Source organism: Pseudomonas sp. GM24, assembly GCF_000282235.1.
GTDB lineage: Bacteria > Pseudomonadota > Gammaproteobacteria > Pseudomonadales > Pseudomonadaceae > Aquipseudomonas.
The window spans coordinates 30,211-48,611 of sequence record NZ_AKJR01000007.1; the positions used below are offsets into that span (position 1 = coordinate 30,211).

The window sequence follows — 18,401 nt, forward strand, 5'->3', positions numbered from 1 at the left end:
TCCGGGGCCTGATCGTTCCCACGCTCTGCGTGGGAACGATCAAGATCGCAGCTTTCGGCAGCTCCTACAGGGGTGAGTCAGCCGCGGTAGTGTTTTTCGCCCCAGGCCAGATAGCCTTGCAGCAATTCCTTTAGTACCACCCGCGTTGGCTCGGCGAGGTCAGGGCGATAGCGGAACGGTTCGAACTCTTCCATGTAGGTGCTCTGGCACAACTCCAGTTGCACCGCGTGGATGTTCTCGGCCGGGTTGCCGTAATGACGGGTGATGTGGCCGCCCTTGAAGCGTCCGTTCAGAACATGACTGTAGTTGCTATGACCAGCGCAGATCGCTTCCAGTTGCGCGGCCAATTGCGGATCACAACTGGCGCCATTGAAGGTGCCGAGGTTGAAGTCCGGTAGTTTGCCGTCGAACAGGTGCGGGATGATTGAGCGGATCGAGTGCGCGTCGAACAGCAGCGCGTAACCGAATTCGGCCTTCAGCCGTGCCAGCTCTTCCTGAAGCGTACGGTGATACGGCGTCCAGATCTGCTCCAGATAAGTCGCGCGTTCTTCTTTCGACGGCTCGTGGCCTTCGCGGAACAACGGAATGCCGTCGAACAGCGTCGCCGGGTAGAGCCCGGTGGTAGCGCCCGCATACAACGGTTTGTCGTCGGACGGCCGGTTCAAATCGATGACGAATCGCGAGTACTCGGCAGCCAACGTACTGGCGCCGAGTTGTTCAGCAAAATCGTAAAGCTGCGGGATGTGCCAGTCAGTGTCCGGCAGGCTTTTCGCATCGGCGATCAACCCGGCTTCCACCGCTGGGGTCAGGCGCACACCGGCGTGAGGCATGCTGATCAGCAGCGGCACGCGTCCTTGTTTGAAGTTCAGAACCTTATCCACAACCGCCCTCCTACAGATTTGATTCGACGCCGTGACGCACGACGCGTTTGTCCAGATCACCGCCGAGCCAATAGGCCAGATCCGCCGGACGATCAATGTGCCAGGCAACGAAATCCGCGACCTTGCCGACTTCCAGCGAACCGTGGGTGTCGGCCATGCCCAGCGCTTGCGCGGCATGAATCGTCGCACCGGCCAGGGCTTCCTCCGGAGTCATGCGGAAGCAGGTGCAGGCCATGTTCAGCATCAGCCGCAACGACAGCGCGGGCGAAGTGCCGGGGTTGAGGTCGCTGGCGATGGCGATTTTCACCTTATGCTTGCGCAGGGCGTCCATTGGCGGCAATTGGGTTTCACGCAGGAAGTAGAACGCGCCCGGCAGCAGCACCGCGACGGTGTCGGACTCGGCCATGGCGATGGCGTCGGCTTCGTCCATGAATTCCAAGTGATCGGCGGACAACGCCTTGTAACGCGCGGCGAGGCTGGAGCCATGCAGCGACGACAATTGTTCGGCGTGCAGTTTCACCGGCAGACCGAGTTTTTGCGCGGCGATGAACACGCGCTCGACTTGCTCTGGCGAGAACGCCAGGTATTCGCAGAACGCATCCACGGCATCGACCAGTCCTTCGGCAGCCAGAGCGGGCAGCATCTCGCTGCAGATCAGATCGATGTAGTCGTCGGCACGATCTTTGTATTCCGGTGGCAACGCGTGGGCGGCCAGGCAGGTGCTGCGTACGCTGATCGGCAGCTCTTTTTCCAGGCGACGGATGACACGAAGGATTTTGCGTTCGTTGACCAGATCGAGGCCGTAACCGGACTTCATTTCAACCGTGGTCACGCCGTCACGCATAAGGCTTTTCAGGCGCTTGGCGGCGCTGGCGAACAGCTCGTCTTCAGTGGCCTCGCGAGTCGCGCGCACGGTGCTGGCGATGCCTCCGCCGGATGCCGCGATTTCGGCGTAGCTGACACCTTGCAGACGTTTTTCGAATTCGCCGCTGCGGTTGCCGCCGAACACCGTGTGGGTGTGGCAGTCGATCAGGCCGGGCGTGACCCACGCGCCTTGCAGGTCATTGACCGCCGTGTATTCGCCGGATGGCAGTTGATTACGCGGGCCGATCCACTCGATGAGCGCACCGGACGTCACGATGGCCGCATCCTCGATGATCGAGTAGACGCCCTGCGCCATGGTTGCGACGTGGCAGTGTTGCCAGAGGGTTTTCACTGTTGGCCTCCGTTGTGTTTGGTTTGGTGGGTAGCCTCTGAAAAGCCCCTCACCCTAGCCCTCTCCCGGAGGGAGAGGGGACTGACCGGGTTGTTCTGTCGAGGTACACCGACCTGAAAGTCTTGAGCCGAACTCAGGTTCTGAAAACCATGAAGATCGGCTCCCTGCTCTCGCCAGGAAGAAGCAGGACTGACCGGGTTGTTCTGTCGAGGTACACCGACCTGAAAATTTTGAGCCGAACTCAGGTTCTGAAAAACTTGAAGATCGGCTCCCTTCCCCCTCTCCCCCTTGGGGGAGAGGGCTGGGGTGAGGGGGATCGATGTCAGTAACAACAAAGCTCTCCCTGAAAAAACACTTACAAACTAGGCAAAAGTTTCGCTGGAATCAGCTCGGTCAGGCACCGCGAAGCCAACAATTCAGTCGCCGCATTGATATCCGGCGCAAAGAACCGATCTTTCTCATAGAACGGCACTTCCTTACGCAGAATCGCCCGGGCCTGCTCCAGCTTCGCCGAGGTCTTCAGACCGTTACGCAGGTCCAGTCCTTGCACCGCCGCGAGCCATTCCACCGCGAGAATCCCGCGGGTGTTTTCAGCCATTTCCCACAGCCGCTTGCCAGCCGCCGGGGCCATCGATACGTGGTCTTCCTGGTTAGCCGAGGTCGGCAGACTGTCCACCGAATGCGGATGCGACAAGGCCTTGTTCTCGCTGGCCAGCGCCGCTGCTGTCACCTGAGCGATCATGAAACCGGAATTCACGCCGCCATTGGCGACGAGGAACGGCGGCAGCTGCGACATGTGCTTGTCCATCATCAGCGAGATGCGGCGTTCGCTCAGCGAGCCGATCTCGGCGATGGCCAGGGCCATGTTGTCAGCAGCCATGGCCACCGGTTCGGCGTGGAAGTTGCCGCCGGAAATCACATCGCCTTCAGCAGCAAATACCAATGGGTTATCGGAAACCGCGTTGGCTTCAACGGCCAGCACTTCAGCGGCTTGACGGAACTGGGTCAGGCAGGCGCCCATGACTTGTGGCTGGCAGCGCAGCGAGTACGGATCCTGCACCTTCTCGCAGTTCTGGTGCGAGTCGGAGACTTCGCTGCGCTCGCCGAGCAGATCACGGTACGCAGCGGCAGCATCGATCTGACCTTTCTGGCCACGAGCCGCATGGATACGCACGTCGAACGGCGAACGCGAACCCAATACCGCTTCAACCGTCAGACCACCCAGCGCCAGCGCGCCCGCGAACAAATCTTCACCTTCAAACAGACCACGCAGCGCGAACGCCGTGGAAACCTGAGTACCGTTAAGCAGCGCCAGACCTTCTTTCGCCGCCAGCGTCAGCGGCATCAGGCCAGCCACTTTCAGCGCTTCGGTGGCTTCCATCCACTCACCCTTGTAGCGCGCCTTGCCCTCGCCCAGCAGCACTAGCGACATGTGCGCCAACGGTGCCAGATCGCCCGAAGCGCCCACCGAACCTTTCAGCGGAATATGCGGATAAACCTCGGCATTGATCAGCGCGATCAGCGCATCGATCACCACGCGGCGAATACCGGAGAAACCACGGCTGAGGCTGTTGACCTTAAGCACCATGATCAGCCGCACCAGTTCATCGCTAATCGGCTGGCCAACACCGGCGGCGTGGGACAACACCAGCGAGCGCTGGAGGTTTTCCAGGTCTTCGCTGGCAATGCGCGTCGAGGCCAGCAGGCCGAAACCGGTGTTGATGCCGTACGCAGTGCGGTTCTCCGCGAGGATCTGTTCGACGCAGGCGACGCTGGCTTCGATCTGCGCCGAGGCGCTGTTGTCGAGGCTCAGCTTGACCGGGTTCTGGTAGACATCACGCAGTTGGGCCAGGCTCAGTTGGCCGGGAATCAGGTTCAGCGCAGTCATTTTGTGCTCCTTTTGAGAGTTTGTTATTAACTCGCCAGACGCTCCGGAGATGTCCGTTGTCCGTCGCGTCTCGCCTTTTGGGGAGTCGCGCCTTGGCACGCTGGCGTGGGTATTTTTCAGTGCAAATTCGGTAAAACGTTGCCCAGCACATTCGGGGCTTTCAACACGCTCGCGGCGGCGGCGATATCCGGCGCCAGCCAGCGATCCTGATCATAGGCCGGGACCGTTTCGCGCAGCAGTCGCCACGCGCGGTCAGTGCCCGCGCCGAAGCGCTGTTCCTTGAGAAATTCAAAGGCCTGCGCCGCCAGCAGATATTCGATGGCGAGAATCTGCGTGCAGTTTTCCAGCGCACGATGCAGCTTGAGCGCAGCGTTGGTGCCCATGCTCAAATGGTCTTCCTGCAGGCCCGAAGTGATGTAGTTGTCGAGCACCGCCGGTTGCGCCAATTGGCGGTTTTCCGCACACAGTGACGCAGCGACGTACTGGACGATCATCATCCCGGAGTTCACCCCCGGATTGGCCACCAGAAATGCCGGCAGACCGCTGACGTGCGGATTCACCAGACGATCCAGACGACGTTCGGCAATCGAGCCGATTTCGGCCATGGCAATCGCCAGCAGATCCGCCGCCATAGCTACCGATTGGCCGTGCGGGTTGGCTTGCGACATCACCCGGAAGTTGTCCGGCGTGCCTAGCAACAATGGGTTATCAGTGCAGCCGTTGAGTTCGGCCTCGACCTGCTTGATTGCATGATCGAGCTGATCGCGCGCGGCGCCGTGAACTTGCGGGATCGAACGGATGCTCAGCGCATCCTGAGTGCGAATGCCTTTGCTCGACGCAATCACTTCGCTGCCATCGAGCAAGGCGCGCAGATTGACGCCAACCTGCTGCATGCCCGGATGCGGTTTCAGCGCGATGATTTCAGCGTCGAACGCATCGATCTGGCCGCGCTGGGCTTCAAAACTCATCGCGCCGATGACGTCGGCCCATTGCACCAGACGCGTCGCGTCGGCAATCGCCAGACAGCTGAGGCCGGTCATGCACGGTGTGCCGTTGACCAGGCACAAACCGTCTTTTGCGCCGAGCTGAACCGGTTCTAACCCCTCTTCGGCCAGCGCTTGTTGCGCCGAGGTGATCTGCCCGCGATAGCTGACATTGCCGACGCCGAGCAACGCGATGCCGATGTGCGCCATGTGCGTCAGGTAGCCCACCGAACCTTGCGACGGCACTTGCGGGGTGATGCCGCGATTGAGCAGCGCCAGCAGGGCTTCGACGACCCGGCGATGCAGGCCGGATTTGCCGTGGCTGTAGTTGTGAATGGCGGCGCAGATGATCGCGCGAGTCTGCTCGTCGGCGAGTACCGGGCCGACGCCGCAGGCATGGCTGAGCAAGGTGTTGCGCGAGAGCTGGCTGAGTTGTTCGTCTTGCAGGGAGACGTTGGACAAACCGCCCAGGCCGGTATTGACGCCATAGGCGCGCTCGCCGCTGGCGACGATGCGCTGGACGATGCCTTGGGCGTTTTCGATGCGCGCCCAGGTGTCGCTGGACAGCTCCAGAAGCGCGCCATGACGGGCAACGGCGACCAAGTCCTGCCAGCGCAGAGGGGCGCCGGTGATAACGATTTTTTCAGCCTGAGACATCTAAAACCTCAACCGTAATATTGATGCAGCTTTACCGGCCTCATCGCTGGCAAGCCAGCTCCCACAGGATCTCCAGTGTTCACACAATCTCTGTAGGAACTGGGCCTGCGAGCCCTCATTGTTCACACAACCCCTGTGGGAGCTGGCTTGCCAGCGATAGGGCCAGTCAGTGCACTGCATAATTCAGATCAAACCACTGCCGCCCGCCGCTGCACGAACCGGTCAACATACTCATCCGCCGGCGAATGCAGAATCTCGCGCGGCGTACCGACCTGAATCAGGCGACCATCCTTGAGAATCGCAATGCGGTTGCCGATACGCACCGCCTCGTCGAGGTCATGGGTGATGAAGACGATGGTCTTGTGCAGGGTCTTTTGCAGCTCCAGCAACTGGTCCTGCATCTCGGCGCGGATCAGCGGATCCAGCGCACTGAACGCTTCGTCCATGAGGATGATGTCGGTGTCCGCCGCCAAGGCGCGCGCCAGGCCGACACGCTGGCGCATGCCGCCGGAGAGCTGGTGCGGGTATTTGTTTTCGTAGCCTTTGAGGCCGACGGTGTTGATCCAGTGCAGCGCGCGTTCCGAGCACATTTGCTTGCTCTCGCCACGGACTTTCAGACCGTAGGCGACGTTGTCGAGCACAGTCTTGTGCGGCAACAGGCCGAAGCTCTGGAACACCATGCTGATCTTGTGCCGGCGAAATTCGCGCAGAGCATCCATGTCGTATTGCAGGATGTCGACGCCATCGACGAGGATCGCGCCGCTGGTCGGGTCGATCAACCGGTTGAAGTGGCGCACCAGTGTCGATTTTCCGGAACCGGACAGGCCCATGATCACAAAGATCTCGCCAGTGCCGATGCTCAGCGACAGGTCGTTAACGCCGACCACGCAACCGGTTTCACTCAGCACCTGATCCTTGGTCTTGCCCTGGCCGACCATGGCCAGCGCATCCTTGGCGCGGTTGCCGAAAATCTTGAAGACGTTTTTGACTTCGATCTTGCTCACGGTTGCGTTGCTCATTTGCTCACCTCATGCCGTGGCCGACCGTACGCCTGAGTAATGCGGTCGATGACCACTGCGAGAATCACGATCGCCAGACCGGCTTCGAGGCCGCGTCCGACGTTGAGGGTCTGAATCCCCACCAGCACATCTTCACCCAGGCCACGGGCACCGATCATCGAGGCGATCACCACCATCGACAGGGCCATCATGGTGGTCTGGTTGATCCCGGCCATGATGCTTGGCAGCGCCAGCGGCAGTTGCACGCCGAACAGCTGCTGCCAGCGGTTGGCACCGAAGGCGTTGATCGCTTCCATCACTTCGCCGTCGACCTGGCGAATGCCCAGATCAGTCAGGCGAATCAGCGGCGGTGCGGCGTAGATCACCGTGGCGAAAATCGCCGGGACCTTGCCCAGACCGAACAGCATCAGCACCGGGATCAGGTACACGAAACTCGGCATGGTTTGCATGATGTCGAGCAGCGGCATCAGCACCGAACGCAAGCGATTGCTGCGCGCCGAGAGAATCCCCAGCGGAATGCCGATCAGCACCGAAATGATCGTCGCGACCATCATCAACGCCAGGGTCTGCATGAGCTTGTCCCACAAGCCAACGGCGCCGACGAGGAACAGCAGACCGACGATGACTGCTGTGGTCACGACTTTACGCGTGGCATGCCAGGCGACCACACCAACGATCGCCAGCATCAACCACCACGGCGCTGCGCGCAGCAAGCCTTCGAGGTTGACGATGGCCCAGAGCAGTGTGTCGGAGATGTGGCGGAACACATCACCGTAGTTGGTGACCAGCGAATCGACCCAACCGTTGACCCAGTCGGCGATGGAAAAGGTAAAGCTTTCGGGAAACATAAGCGGCTCTCAATCAGAAATCTCAATCAAGCGTTTACGGCATATCCCCCGGCCAGCCTCACGGTTGACCGGGAGGTATCGACCTACAGCGCCGCGTCGATTTTCTTGGCTGCGTCTTCACTCACCCACGCATGCCAGACCTCAGGATGTTCCTTGAGGAAGATTTTCGCCAGTTTCGGCGACTCGATACGCTCCTTGGCCATACGGCCCAGGTTCTGGTTCAGCAGGTCGATCGGCAGGTTGACCTTTTCCAGCACGGCGACCAGTTCCGGGGCCTCGTCGTGGAAGGTTTTCGACAGGCCGACCTTGATGCTCACGGTCTTGTCGACGCCCGGTTTTTCTTCCAGTTTGACCAGATCCACCTGGCCCATCAGCGGGGTTGGCGACCAGTAGTAAAACAGGATCGGCTCGCCACGCTTGTAGCTCGACAACACTGCTGCATCCAGCGCAGGACCGGTGCCCGGGCGGAAGTTGGTGTAACTGCTTTCGAGGCCGTAGCTTTTCAGCATTTCGCTGTTGTCGAGTTCGCAGGTCCAGCCGGCCGGGCAGTTGTAGAAACGGCCCTTGGACGGCTCTTCGGCGTCCTTGAACACGGCGGCGTATTTGCCCAGGTCAGCGATGTTTTTCAGGTCCGGGGCTTTCGGTTCAAGCTTGCGCTTGGCGTCGCCTTCGATCACGTAACGCGGCACGTACCAGCCTTCCACCGCGCCGACGACCGGAGCGCCGACACCGACAACCTTGCCGGCCTTCTCGGCCTTGTTCCAGACCTCGCTGCGACCGACCCACTCTTCGGCAAACACTTGAATATCGTTACTGCTCAGGGCGTTTTCCATGGTGATGGAGTTACCCGGCAGGCTGTCGGTCTTGCAGTCGTAACCTTTCTCCAGCACCACTTGCAGGACGTCGGTCAGCAGCATGCCGCTTTCCCAGTTCAGCCCGGCGAACTTCACCGGTTTGCCCGATTCGCACCAGCCCGCGGCTTGGGTCGCACCGGCACTGGCCAGCAGGCCCATGGACAGCAATGTGGTCAGCAGGGTCTTGTTCGATTTCATTGTTGTGACGCTCCTAATCATGAATTGGCTTACGGCAGTCAAGAGGCATCCAGCCCTGTCCACGTCCAAATCAGGCCTGCGCCGCAGCGCGACCGGCCCCGCTTGTTTTAGGTTGTACAACGCTGTTCTGCTCGACCGGCAGAATCAGTTGATCGGGTACCGCGCTGTGCCATTTTTTTGCGCACACGTAGTAGACGGCAGCCGGCAGCACGAGGCCGATGATCCAGGAAATATCCACATCACCGAGGGCGGCCACCAGCGGACCGGTATAGAACTTGGTGGAGATGAACGGCAACTGCACCAGCACACCGAACACATAGACGCTGATGCCGAGCAGGTTCCAGCGACCGTAGCGGCCATTCGGGTCGGCCAGCGCCGGCACGTCGTAGCGCTCACGGGTGATGCAGTAGTAGTCGACCAGGTTGATCGCGCTCCACGGGGTGAAGAAGGCGAGCAGGAACAGGATGAAAGACTTGAACGCACCGAGGAACGAGTGCTGACCGAGCAGCGCAATCAGGGTCGCTGCGCCAACGATCACCAGCACAAACACCAGACGCTGCATGCGCGTAACGGTCAGGTGCCCCTTGAAACCACTGATGATGGTCGCGATGCACATGAAGCTGCCGTAGGAGTTAAGCGTCGAGATGGTCACCTTGCCGAACGCGATGCTGAAGTACAGCAGCGCCGCGGTGGCGCCGGTGCCGCCCAGACCGACGATGTAGGCGACTTCGTGACCGGCGAACTGACCGCTGGAGGAAGCCGCGGCGAACACGCCGAGGATCATCGCCACTTGTGCGCCAACCACAGAGCCGGCACCGGCGGCGAAGAAGGTTTTGACCGCCGAGGTATTGCTCGGCAGGTAACGGGAATAGTCAGCCACGTACGGGCCGAAAGCGATCTGCCAGGAGGCCGCGAGCGACACCGCGAGGAGGAAACTGCTCCAGCTGAAATGACGGATTTGCAGAAGTGCGCCGACGTCGGTCTGGCTCATCAAACGCCAGAACAGGAAGACGAAAGCGATCACGCCAATGACGCTGGCAACACGGCCGATCCAGTGGATCACCCGATAACCGAGCACCGTCACCAGCACGATGACGCTGGCAAAAATCAGGATGCCGACACTGTCGCTGACGTTAAACAACTGCCCCAGCGCCTGGCCGGAAAGCACGGTGCCCGTCGCGGTGAAACCCAGGTACATCAGGCACACCAACACGATCGGGATCGCCGCGCCGTAAACGCCAAACTGCACGCGGCTGGAGATCATCTGTGGCAGGCCCAGCTTCGGGCCTTGCGCGGCATGCAACGCCATCACCCCGCCGCCCAGCAATTGACCGATCAACAGACCGATCAACGACCAGAACACATCACCGCCGAGCACCACGGCCAAGGCCCCGGTGACAATCGCGGTGATTTGCAGGTTGGCGCCCATCCACAGGGTGAACTGGCTAAACAGACGACCGTGTCTTTCCGCTTCCGGGATGTAGTCGATCGAACGCCTTTCGATCAACGGTTTGTTGCCTGCACGATCGGTGTTGACAGCCATGATTCAACCTCTGTGGATTGTTAGATTCTCTGTAGGAGCTGCCGCAGGCTGCGATCTTTTGATCTTGAAAAACCAACATCAAAAGATCGCAGCCTGCGGCAGCTCCTACAGGGGTTTTGCATTTATTTGCCGGTAATCATCGGCAGGTTCAGGCCCTGTTCCTTGGCGCAGTCGATGGCGATCTGGTAACCGGCATCGGCGTGGCGCATGACGCCGGTAGCCGGGTCGTTGTGCAGCACGCGCGCGATGCGCTCGGCCGCTTCGTCAGTACCGTCGCAGACAATCACCATGCCCGAGTGCTGCGAGAAGCCCATGCCGACGCCGCCGCCGTGGTGCAGGGAAACCCAGGTCGCCCCGCTCGCAGTGTTGAGCAATGCGTTGAGCAATGGCCAGTCGGACACGGCGTCGGAACCGTCCTGCATCGATTCGGTTTCACGGTTCGGACTGGCGACCGAGCCGGAGTCGAGGTGGTCGCGACCGATCACAATTGGCGCCGACAACTCGCCGCTGCGAACCATCTCGTTGAAGGCCAGACCGAGCTTGGCGCGCAGGCCCAGGCCAACCCAGCAGATACGTGCCGGCAGACCCTGGAAGCTGATGCGCTCGCGGGCCATGTCCAGCCAGTTGTGCAGGTGCGCGTCATCCGGGATCAGCTCTTTGACCTTGGCGTCGGTTTTGTAGATGTCTTGCGGATCACCCGACAGTGCCGCCCAGCGGAACGGGCCGATGCCACGGCAAAACAGCGGACGGATGTAGGCCGGTACGAAGCCCGGGAAATCGAACGCGTTTTCGACGCCTTCTTCCCGTGCCATCTGACGGATGTTGTTGCCGTAGTCGAAGGTCGGGATGCCTTGCTTCTGGAATTCCAGCATGGCTTTGACGTGCACAGCCATCGACTGCTTGGCGGCTTTGATCACAGCGGCCGGTTCGGTCTTGGCGCGGGCGCGGTACTCGTCCCAGGTCCAGCCGGCAGGCAGGTAGCCGTTGAGCGGATCGTGGGCACTGGTCTGGTCGGTGACCATGTCCGGGCGCACGCCGCGCTTTACCAGTTCCGGGAGAATTTCTGCGGCGTTACCCAACAGGGCGATGGAGATCGCTTTGCCTTCCTTGGTGTATTTATCGATGCGCGCCAGAGCGTCGTCGAGGTCTTTGGCTTGCTCGTCGACGTAACGGCTTTTCAGACGGAAATCGATGCTGACCTGCTGGCATTCGATGTTCAGCGAGCACGCGCCGGCCAAAGTTGCCGCCAGAGGTTGTGCGCCGCCCATGCCACCGAGGCCAGCGGTGAGAACCCACTTGCCGGTGAGGTTGTCGTTGTAGTGCTGGCGACCGGCCTCAACGAAGGTTTCGTAGGTGCCTTGGACGATGCCCTGGCTGCCGATGTAGATCCAGCTGCCGGCGGTCATCTGGCCGTACATGGCCAGGCCTTTGGCGTCGAGTTCGTTGAAGTGCTCCCAACTGGCCCAGTGCGGGACGAGGTTGGAGTTGGCGATCAGCACGCGTGGCGCATTGGCGTGGGTCTTGAACACGCCGACCGGCTTGCCGGATTGCACCAGCAGGGTCTCGTCGTCATTCAGGTGGGTGAGGCTCTCGACGATCTTGTCGTAGCACTCCCAGTTACGCGCGGCGCGACCGATACCACCGTAGACCACCAGCTCTTTCGGGTTCTCGGCAACTTCCGGGTCGAGATTGTTCATCAGCATGCGCAGCGGCGCTTCGGTCAGCCAGCTCTTGGCGGTCAGCTTGTTGCCGCGGGCGGCGCGGATCTCAACGTTGCGAAACTTTGTAGGCTTATTGTCAGTCACGAAAAAGACTCCTCAGCGATCAATTCAAACCAACCCTGGCAGTGGGCAAGCAGCCTGTGCGCTTCGATGCGCGACAAGCGAATCAGTGGACGCTGCGGAGAGTCTCGAGCGACTCATACGCATACGTCTTTACTTGTACATACAAGCATATGCAATCAAGCGGCCAACTTGTTGGAGGGTCGTTCAAGAAAAATCGCCGGCAAGGCTGGAGAGCGCCTGAATCAAAGGTTCAGGCGTGGATGAAATTTTTCCTGGGGATGATTTAGGGAGGCGCGGGCTTTGTTACATGAGCGTGGTTTTGCGCCACGCTGGGGCGTTCGGTAACAAGTTGGTGCGTGGGTTGGGAACACCCCAAAAGCAAAAGATCGCAGCCTTCGGCAGCTCCTACACTGGGTTTGATTCCTACACTGGGTTTGATGTACACCCTCACTGGGTTTGATGTACACCCTGTAGGTTTGATGTACACCCTGTAGGAGCTGCCGAAGGCTGCGATCTTTTAAGATTTCTGAATCAGCGTCCAGTCAGTTCAATGACGCAGCAACCCGCATTGGTGGAGACTTCGGCCAGACCGCTGTTGCCGTCCAGTTGCAGGCAATCATGTCGCCCCAACTGCGAAACACTGTCACCGATCCGGACTTCCAGCAACTCACTGACACTGAACACCAACACCGTCCCCGCCGAGCTGAAGAAACGCTGCTCACCGTCCAGCCACTGCAACCGCGCGCTGTAACGCTGCGGCGTATAGATCAGGTTGAAATCGCGAATCGCACCGCCGAGCAGCGTGCACAACACCTGGCTTTCACCGCTAAAGGCAAACGGGTCGAGCGGTAACAACGGCCGCGTATCGTCGCCGTCAACGCACAAGGTCATGCCGTCACCCTGCAACACGGTGATCACCCGCTGATAACCGGCGAATGTTGAAAAACCACCGGATTCGGCGATGTCGGCAATCGACAGACGCCAGCCAAAACCGTCCAGCCCGGCACCGGCATCACGGGTGATTTCTTCAGTGCTGCCGCCGCCGTTTTTCCACGGCATGCGCGGGTAGCCTTCGGCGCGTAAAACCCTCAAACCATTCATTTATGCTCTCTATTTATGGAACCGCCCTTCCAGACGATGACGGGAACCCGGGTGAATCAATCGTGCAGCGGTAACCGGCTGACGCCCCGACCACGTGCGGCGACGAATCAACAAGCACGGCTCACCCTTTTCAATCTGCAGCAACTTGCACTCTGAGGATTCGGCGAGGATCGCTTCAACCACGTGCTCGCCCTCGGTCAGCGGCGCCACCTGGTTCAGATAGGCGTACGGCGTTTGCAGAGTGAAATCCTGTTTGAGGTATTCCGGAGCGACCAGCGCGTTGACGAAACGGTCTTCGATTTGCACCGGAATGTCGTTTTCGTAATGCACGATCAGCGAGTGGAACACCTTCTGCCCTTCGCGCATGTCCAGCGCCAGCGCACGCTCGGAACCGGCGGCCTCTTCTTCGAGGGTGATCACCTGGCAGGTGTGGCGATGGCCACGGGAGGCAATTTCGTCGGCGATGTTGTGCACTTCGAACAGCGCGGACTGGCTCTTCGGTTCAGCGACAAACGTGCCAACGCCTTGCATGCGCACCAGCAGACCGTCGGCGGTCATCTCGCGCAGGGCACGGTTGATGGTCATGCGGCTGAAACCGAGTTGATTGACCAGCTCGCTCTCGGACGGCACGCGGTAGTGCGGCGGCCAGTTTCCGCTGTCGATCTGCTGGGTGATCATCTGTTTGACGCGGGCGTACAAGGGCGCCGGACTGTCGCCCATGTTCGCGGCCAACGGGGAGACTGGAGGCGGAGTCGGCACGGTTGATCCCTGTTCATTGGATGAAAGTGGCTAGCTTGCCGGAGTTTACCGGGCAGGCAAACGTCTGTATATGTATATACAAATAACACACGATGGGGTGCTGAACCATGTCCGCCTTCTTTGCCGAACGCGCGCTGCTGCCTAACGGATGGGCCAACAATGTACGTCTTGAGGTCAGCGCCGAGGGCTTGCTGACCCGAATCCAGGCCGATTCCACCGCAGATGGCGCTGAACGGCTGAGCGGCCCGCTGCTGCCGGGCATGCCGAATTTGCACTCCCATGCCTTCCAGCGAGCGATGGCAGGTCTGGCTGAAGTGGCCGGCAATCCGAACGACAGTTTCTGGACCTGGCGCGATCTGATGTATCGGCTCGTCGGAAAAATCAGCCCGGATCAGCTCGGCGTCATTGCCCGTCAGCTGTACATCGAAATGCTCAAGGCCGGTTACACCTCCGTCGCTGAATTTCACTATGTGCACCACGACAGCAATGGTCAGCCGTATGCCGATCCGGCTGAATTGGCGTTGCGCATCAGTCAGGCCGCAAGCGAAAGCGGCATTGGTCTGACCCTGTTGCCGGTGCTCTACAGCCACTCCGGTTTTGGCGGCCAGACGCCGAATGACGGCCAGCGCCGCTTCATCAACAGCACCGAAAATTACCTGAATCTGCAATCGCGTTTGCAGCCGTTACTGGCGCAGCAAAAGGCGCAGTCGCTGGGCCTGTGCTTCCACTCGTTGCGCGCGGTGACCCCGCAGCAGATCAGCGAAGTCTTGGCGGCCAGCGACAAGCAATGCCCCGTGCACATTCACATCGCCGAACAGCAGAAAGAGGTCGATGACTGCTTGAGTTGGAGCGGTCGGCGTCCGCTGCAATGGCTCTACGAAAATACCCAAGTCGATCAACGCTGGTGTCTGGTGCACGCCACCCACGCCAACCCGGAAGAAGTCACGCTGATGGCCAAAAGTCGCGCCATCGCCGGGCTGTGCCTGACCACCGAAGCGAATCTCGGCGACGGAATTTTCCCGGCGGTGGATTTCCTCGCCCAGGGTGGGCGCATGGGTATCGGTTCCGACAGCCATGTCTCGCTCAGTGTGGTCGAGGAATTGCGTTGGCTGGAATACGGCCAGCGCCTGCGTGATCAGCGGCGTAATCGCTTGTATGGCGCGGATCAGCCGATGGTTGGACGTACGTTGTATGACGCGGCGCTGGACGGTGGTGCGCAGGCGATGGGGCAGCCGGTTGGTGCGCTGGAGGTGGGCAAGCGTGCGGACTGGATTGTGCTCGATGGCAGCGATCCGTATCTGGCGACGGCCACGGGTGACGGGATTTTGAATCGCTGGTTGTTTGCCGGCGGCGATCGGCAGGTGCGCGATGTGCTGGTCAATGGTCAGTGGGTAGTGCGTGATGGTCGGCATGCTGGCGAAGAAGACAGTGCACGCGCGTTCACCCAGGTCCTGCGCGACCTCCTGGGCGACGCATAACCAAATGTAGGAGTGAGCCTGCTCGCGATAGCGGTGTGTCAGTCACTTATTTGTGCTCTGACACAACGCTATTGCGAGCAGGCTCACTCCTACATTGGTTTTGTGGTGTTCTTTAGTTTGAAGTCTTGGCCATCTGCCGATCCGACGCGCGCCAGATCAAGCGGGTGGTGTCATAACCCTGCTGACGCGCCTTGCTCAGCAGCTCTTCACGCACCACACCGTTGACGGTCGGCGTGCGTGACAGCAACCACATGTACTTGCGACTCGGGTCGCCGACGATGGCGGTCTTATAGTCATCGCTGACGTACAACACCCAGTATTCGCCTTTTGCCACACCCGGAATCAGGCGTGAGAACCAGGTATCGAATTCGACCCAGAGTTTATCGGTCTTGCCCGGCACCTGTGGATAAGCCGTGCCCTTGGCCTCTTCCCACTGCCATTGCGGCGTCAGGCAGCGATTGAGCACCGCGACATTACCGTCAGGCTTGAGGGTGTAATGGGCTTCGGACTGCGCGCAATTGCGCTGGAAGTACATCGGCAAGCGCGCCAGCTCATACCAGGTGCCCTGATAACGCTTGAGATTGACGCTGTTGACGGTTTTCGGCGCCAACGGGTCTACGCCGGAAGTGGCGCAGCCGGCCAGTACCAGGCCGGCAAAAAGGATCAGCAATAACCGCTTCATTTTTCTTCTCCGTGGGCGCGAAGCCCCGGTTTACTTCAGGCCTTGGCCGGAAAACATCAGCACTTTGTCACCGGCATACTGCACGCTGATAAAGCTGTTCTTGTCGCCCCAAGTGCAACTGGACATGCCGAGCGCGCCCGAACAATCGGTGGGCTTGCCGAGCAGAGTCTCGACTTCGGCCTTGGCCATACCGGCCGAAAGCTTCGAATAGTTTTCCTGATTGACCTTGCTGCATGCGGCCAACAGCACGCAAAACGTCAGAAGGGCGATAGATCGCAGCGACATGGTGTAACTCCTGGAACGAGGGGGGATGGCATGGTGCCAACCAGAAGCTTAGAAGAGAAAACCCTCATCTGGTTCCGTGGGCGGACGGCTATTTATTAGCCCGCCTGTCTGGCATTTGCCGATAAATCAGACACTTTGTAGGGCTATTGAGCATTTCGTCGCCTTTCGCCAAAGACGCCTAATCTTTGGCGCGTCGCGGTCGAAATAAGAGCAGCGCAAAGCCCCCGAGTGTGGCAAATTGCCGCCCTTTCTTGACCAGCCCCTTCGCGGTAGTTCATTCGATGACCAGAAACATGAAATTCAGCCACAAGATCTTGTTGGCTGCCGCCCTCGTGGTGGCCGTTGCGTTCGCCTGTTTCATTTTCTTCAACGACTATCGACAGCGCGAAGCCTTGGGCAGCAGCACCGAAGCCTCGATGCAGGAACTGGGCAGCCTGACCACCAGCAACATCCAGACCTGGCTGGAAAGCCGCATTCAATTGCTGCAATCGCTGTCGCAGCAAGTGGCTGTCGACGGCAACGCCCCCGCCAGCCTGAAACGCATCATCGACCTGCCCGCCTACACCGGCAATTTCCAGCTCAGCTATTTTGGCGGCGCCGACGGCGTGATGTTCTCCGTGCCGGCCGGCAATCGCGCGCCGGATTACGATCCACGCGCACGCGGCTGGTACAAAGCCGCCAACAGCGCGCAACAGACCATCGTCACCGAACCGTACATCGCCGCGTCCTCGGGCAAACTGGTAATCACTGTCGCCACCCCGGTGCAGCGCCAGGGCCAGATGCTCGGCGTCGCCGGTGCCGACATCGACCTGACCAGCGTCAGCGCGATCATCAACTCGCTGAACTTCGGTGGCCACGGCCACGCGTTCATCGTCAGTGCCGATGGCAAGATCCTGATCCACCCGGACAGCAAACTGGTGCTCAAGACCCTCGCCGAGGCCTACCCGAACGGCGCACCAAAAGTCAGCCCGGGCCTGAAAGAAGTCGAGTTCGACGGCAAGACGCAGTTGATCTCCTTCACCCGCGTCAACGGCGTGCCGTCGGCCGACTGGTACGTGGCGCTGGTGCTCGATAAAGACACCGCGTTCGCCATGCTCAGCGAATTCCGCACCTCGGCGCTGATCGCCATGGTCATTGCCGTGGTGATCATCATCGCCCTGCTCGGCATGCTCATTCGCGTGCTGATGCAGCCACTGCTGACCATGGGCCGCGCGATGCACGACATCGCCGAAGGTGAAGGCGACCTGACCAAACGTCTAGTGATCCACGGCAACGATGAGTTCGGCGCACTGGGCACCTCATTCAACCGTTTTGTTGAGCGCATTCACACTTCGATTCGTGAAGTGTCCTCGGCCACCGGCCAGGTCAACGAAGTCGCCCTGCGCGTGGTCGCAGCGTCGAACTCGTCGATGTACAACTCCGATCAGCAAGCCTCGCGCACCAACAGCGTGGCCGCGGCGATCAACCAACTCGGCGCCGCCGCGCAGGAAATCGCCCAGAACGCCGCCCTCGCCTCGCAGCACTCCAGCGATGCGCGCAGCCTCGCGGTCGACGGCCAGCAGGTTGTCGATAAAACCATCCACGCCATGCAGCAGCTGTCGGCGAAGATCAGCGATTCGTGCGGCAACATCGAAACCCTGAACAGCAACACGGTGAACATCGGCCAGATTCTCGAAGTGATCACCAGTATTTCCCAGCAGACCAACCTGCTCGCGCTCAACGCCGCGATCGAAGCGGCGCGTGCCGGTGAAGCCGGTCGTGGTTTCGCCGTGGTTGCCGACGAAGTGCGCAACCTCGCGCACCGCACCCAGGATTCGGCGCAGCAAGTGCAGAAGATGATCGAAGAGCTGCAAGTCGGCGCGCGCCAGGCGGTCAGCATCATGACCGAGAGCCAGCGCGAGAGTGAAAGCAGCGTCGGCATCGCCAACCAGGCCGGTGAGCGGTTGGGCAGCGTGACTCAGCGTATCGGTGAGATCGACGGGATGAATCAGTCGGTGGCCACCGCGACTGAAGAGCAGACCGCTGTGGTCGAGTCGATCAACGTCGATATCAACGAGATCAACACGCTGAATCAGGAAGGTGTGGAGAACTTGCAGGCAACGTTGCGGGCGTGCTCGGATCTGGAGCAGCAGGCGGCGCGGTTGAAGCAGTTGGTGGGTAGTTTCAGGATTTAAAGATCAAGGGCTTTACCCCCTCACCCCAGCCCTCCCGAAACGTCGGACCGC

Annotated in this window: 15 protein-coding genes and 1 pseudogene; 3 read left to right on the forward strand and 13 right to left on the reverse strand. The window is 60.2% G+C overall.

Annotation, left to right across the window (positions count from 1 at the left end; translation table 11 throughout):
• Positions 1-77: 77 nt before the first annotated feature.
• The 11 genes from hutG to hutC all read right to left on the reverse strand — a co-directional run bounded on the left by hutG (position 78) and on the right by hutC (position 13,692).
• The gene (gene hutG, locus PMI23_RS00365; RefSeq protein WP_007909312.1) at positions 78-881 is read right to left on the reverse strand and encodes an N-formylglutamate deformylase; all 804 of its coding nucleotides are present in this window, start codon (positions 879-881) and stop codon (positions 78-80) included.
• 10 nt (positions 882-891) lie between these two features.
• Entirely contained in the window at positions 892-2,097 is a 1,206-nt protein-coding gene (gene hutI / locus PMI23_RS00370; RefSeq protein WP_007909310.1) for an imidazolonepropionase, read from the reverse strand.
• Between the two features lie 355 nt (positions 2,098-2,452).
• Positions 2,453-3,985, reverse strand: coding sequence for a histidine ammonia-lyase (gene hutH, locus PMI23_RS00380; protein ID WP_007909308.1), 1,533 nt, complete (start codon positions 3,983-3,985; stop codon positions 2,453-2,455).
• Positions 3,986-4,101: 116 nt separating this feature from the next.
• On the reverse strand, positions 4,102-5,625 hold the full coding sequence (gene hutH, locus PMI23_RS00385) for a histidine ammonia-lyase (RefSeq protein WP_007909306.1): 1,524 nt from the start codon (positions 5,623-5,625) through the stop codon (positions 4,102-4,104).
• Between the two features lie 188 nt (positions 5,626-5,813).
• Positions 5,814-6,644 carry a quaternary amine ABC transporter ATP-binding protein gene (locus PMI23_RS00390; protein ID WP_007909304.1) on the reverse strand — a complete coding sequence of 277 codons (831 nt, stop codon included), beginning with the start codon at positions 6,642-6,644 and terminating at the stop codon, positions 5,814-5,816.
• Positions 6,641-7,492 carry an ABC transporter permease gene (locus tag PMI23_RS00395; protein WP_007949591.1) on the reverse strand — a complete coding sequence of 284 codons (852 nt, stop codon included), beginning with the start codon at positions 7,490-7,492 and terminating at the stop codon, positions 6,641-6,643. The genes PMI23_RS00390 and PMI23_RS00395 overlap by 4 nt, the downstream gene beginning before the upstream one ends.
• Positions 7,493-7,575: 83 nt before the next feature.
• Positions 7,576-8,544 carry an ABC transporter substrate-binding protein gene (locus tag PMI23_RS00400; RefSeq protein WP_007909291.1) on the reverse strand — a complete coding sequence of 323 codons (969 nt, stop codon included), beginning with the start codon at positions 8,542-8,544 and terminating at the stop codon, positions 7,576-7,578.
• 70 nt (positions 8,545-8,614) lie between these two features.
• Positions 8,615-10,087, reverse strand: coding sequence for a purine-cytosine permease family protein (locus PMI23_RS00405; protein WP_007909289.1), 1,473 nt, complete (start codon positions 10,085-10,087; stop codon positions 8,615-8,617).
• A 122-nt stretch (positions 10,088-10,209) separates the two neighbouring features.
• Positions 10,210-11,892: a urocanate hydratase gene (hutU, locus tag PMI23_RS00410; RefSeq protein ID WP_007909286.1), complete on the reverse strand. Its 1,683-nt coding sequence runs from the start codon at positions 11,890-11,892 to the stop codon at positions 10,210-10,212.
• A 510-nt stretch (positions 11,893-12,402) separates the two neighbouring features.
• The gene (locus PMI23_RS00415) at positions 12,403-12,972 is read right to left on the reverse strand and encodes a HutD/Ves family protein (protein WP_007909284.1); all 570 of its coding nucleotides are present in this window, start codon (positions 12,970-12,972) and stop codon (positions 12,403-12,405) included.
• A 9-nt stretch (positions 12,973-12,981) separates the two neighbouring features.
• Entirely contained in the window at positions 12,982-13,692 is a 711-nt protein-coding gene (gene hutC, locus PMI23_RS00420; protein ID WP_162130175.1) for a histidine utilization repressor, read from the reverse strand.
• Positions 13,693-13,838: 146 nt separating this feature from the next.
• Between hutC and PMI23_RS00425 the strand changes: the two genes are divergently transcribed.
• Positions 13,839-15,209, forward strand: a complete 1,371-nt coding sequence (locus PMI23_RS00425) for a formimidoylglutamate deiminase (protein ID WP_007909280.1) — start codon at positions 13,839-13,841, stop codon at positions 15,207-15,209.
• 112 nt (positions 15,210-15,321) lie between these two features.
• On the opposite strand, the gene PMI23_RS00430 is transcribed toward PMI23_RS00425, so the two are convergent.
• Entirely contained in the window at positions 15,322-15,891 is a 570-nt protein-coding gene (locus PMI23_RS00430) for a lipocalin family protein (RefSeq protein WP_007909272.1), read from the reverse strand.
• A 30-nt stretch (positions 15,892-15,921) separates the two neighbouring features.
• Complete coding sequence (locus PMI23_RS00435) at positions 15,922-16,176, reverse strand: hypothetical protein (RefSeq protein ID WP_003220802.1); 255 nt, start codon at positions 16,174-16,176, stop codon at positions 15,922-15,924.
• Positions 16,177-16,469: 293 nt separating this feature from the next.
• Here PMI23_RS00435 and PMI23_RS30235 point away from each other — a divergent pair.
• Positions 16,470-17,492: pseudogene (locus PMI23_RS30235) on the forward strand (HAMP domain-containing protein); the annotation flags it as partial.
• A gap of 93 nt (positions 17,493-17,585) precedes the next feature.
• A complete protein-coding gene (locus PMI23_RS30240) occupies positions 17,586-18,350 on the forward strand; it encodes a methyl-accepting chemotaxis protein (RefSeq protein ID WP_371260421.1) in 765 nt (254 codons plus the stop codon).
• Positions 18,351-18,401: the final 51 nt, after the last annotated feature.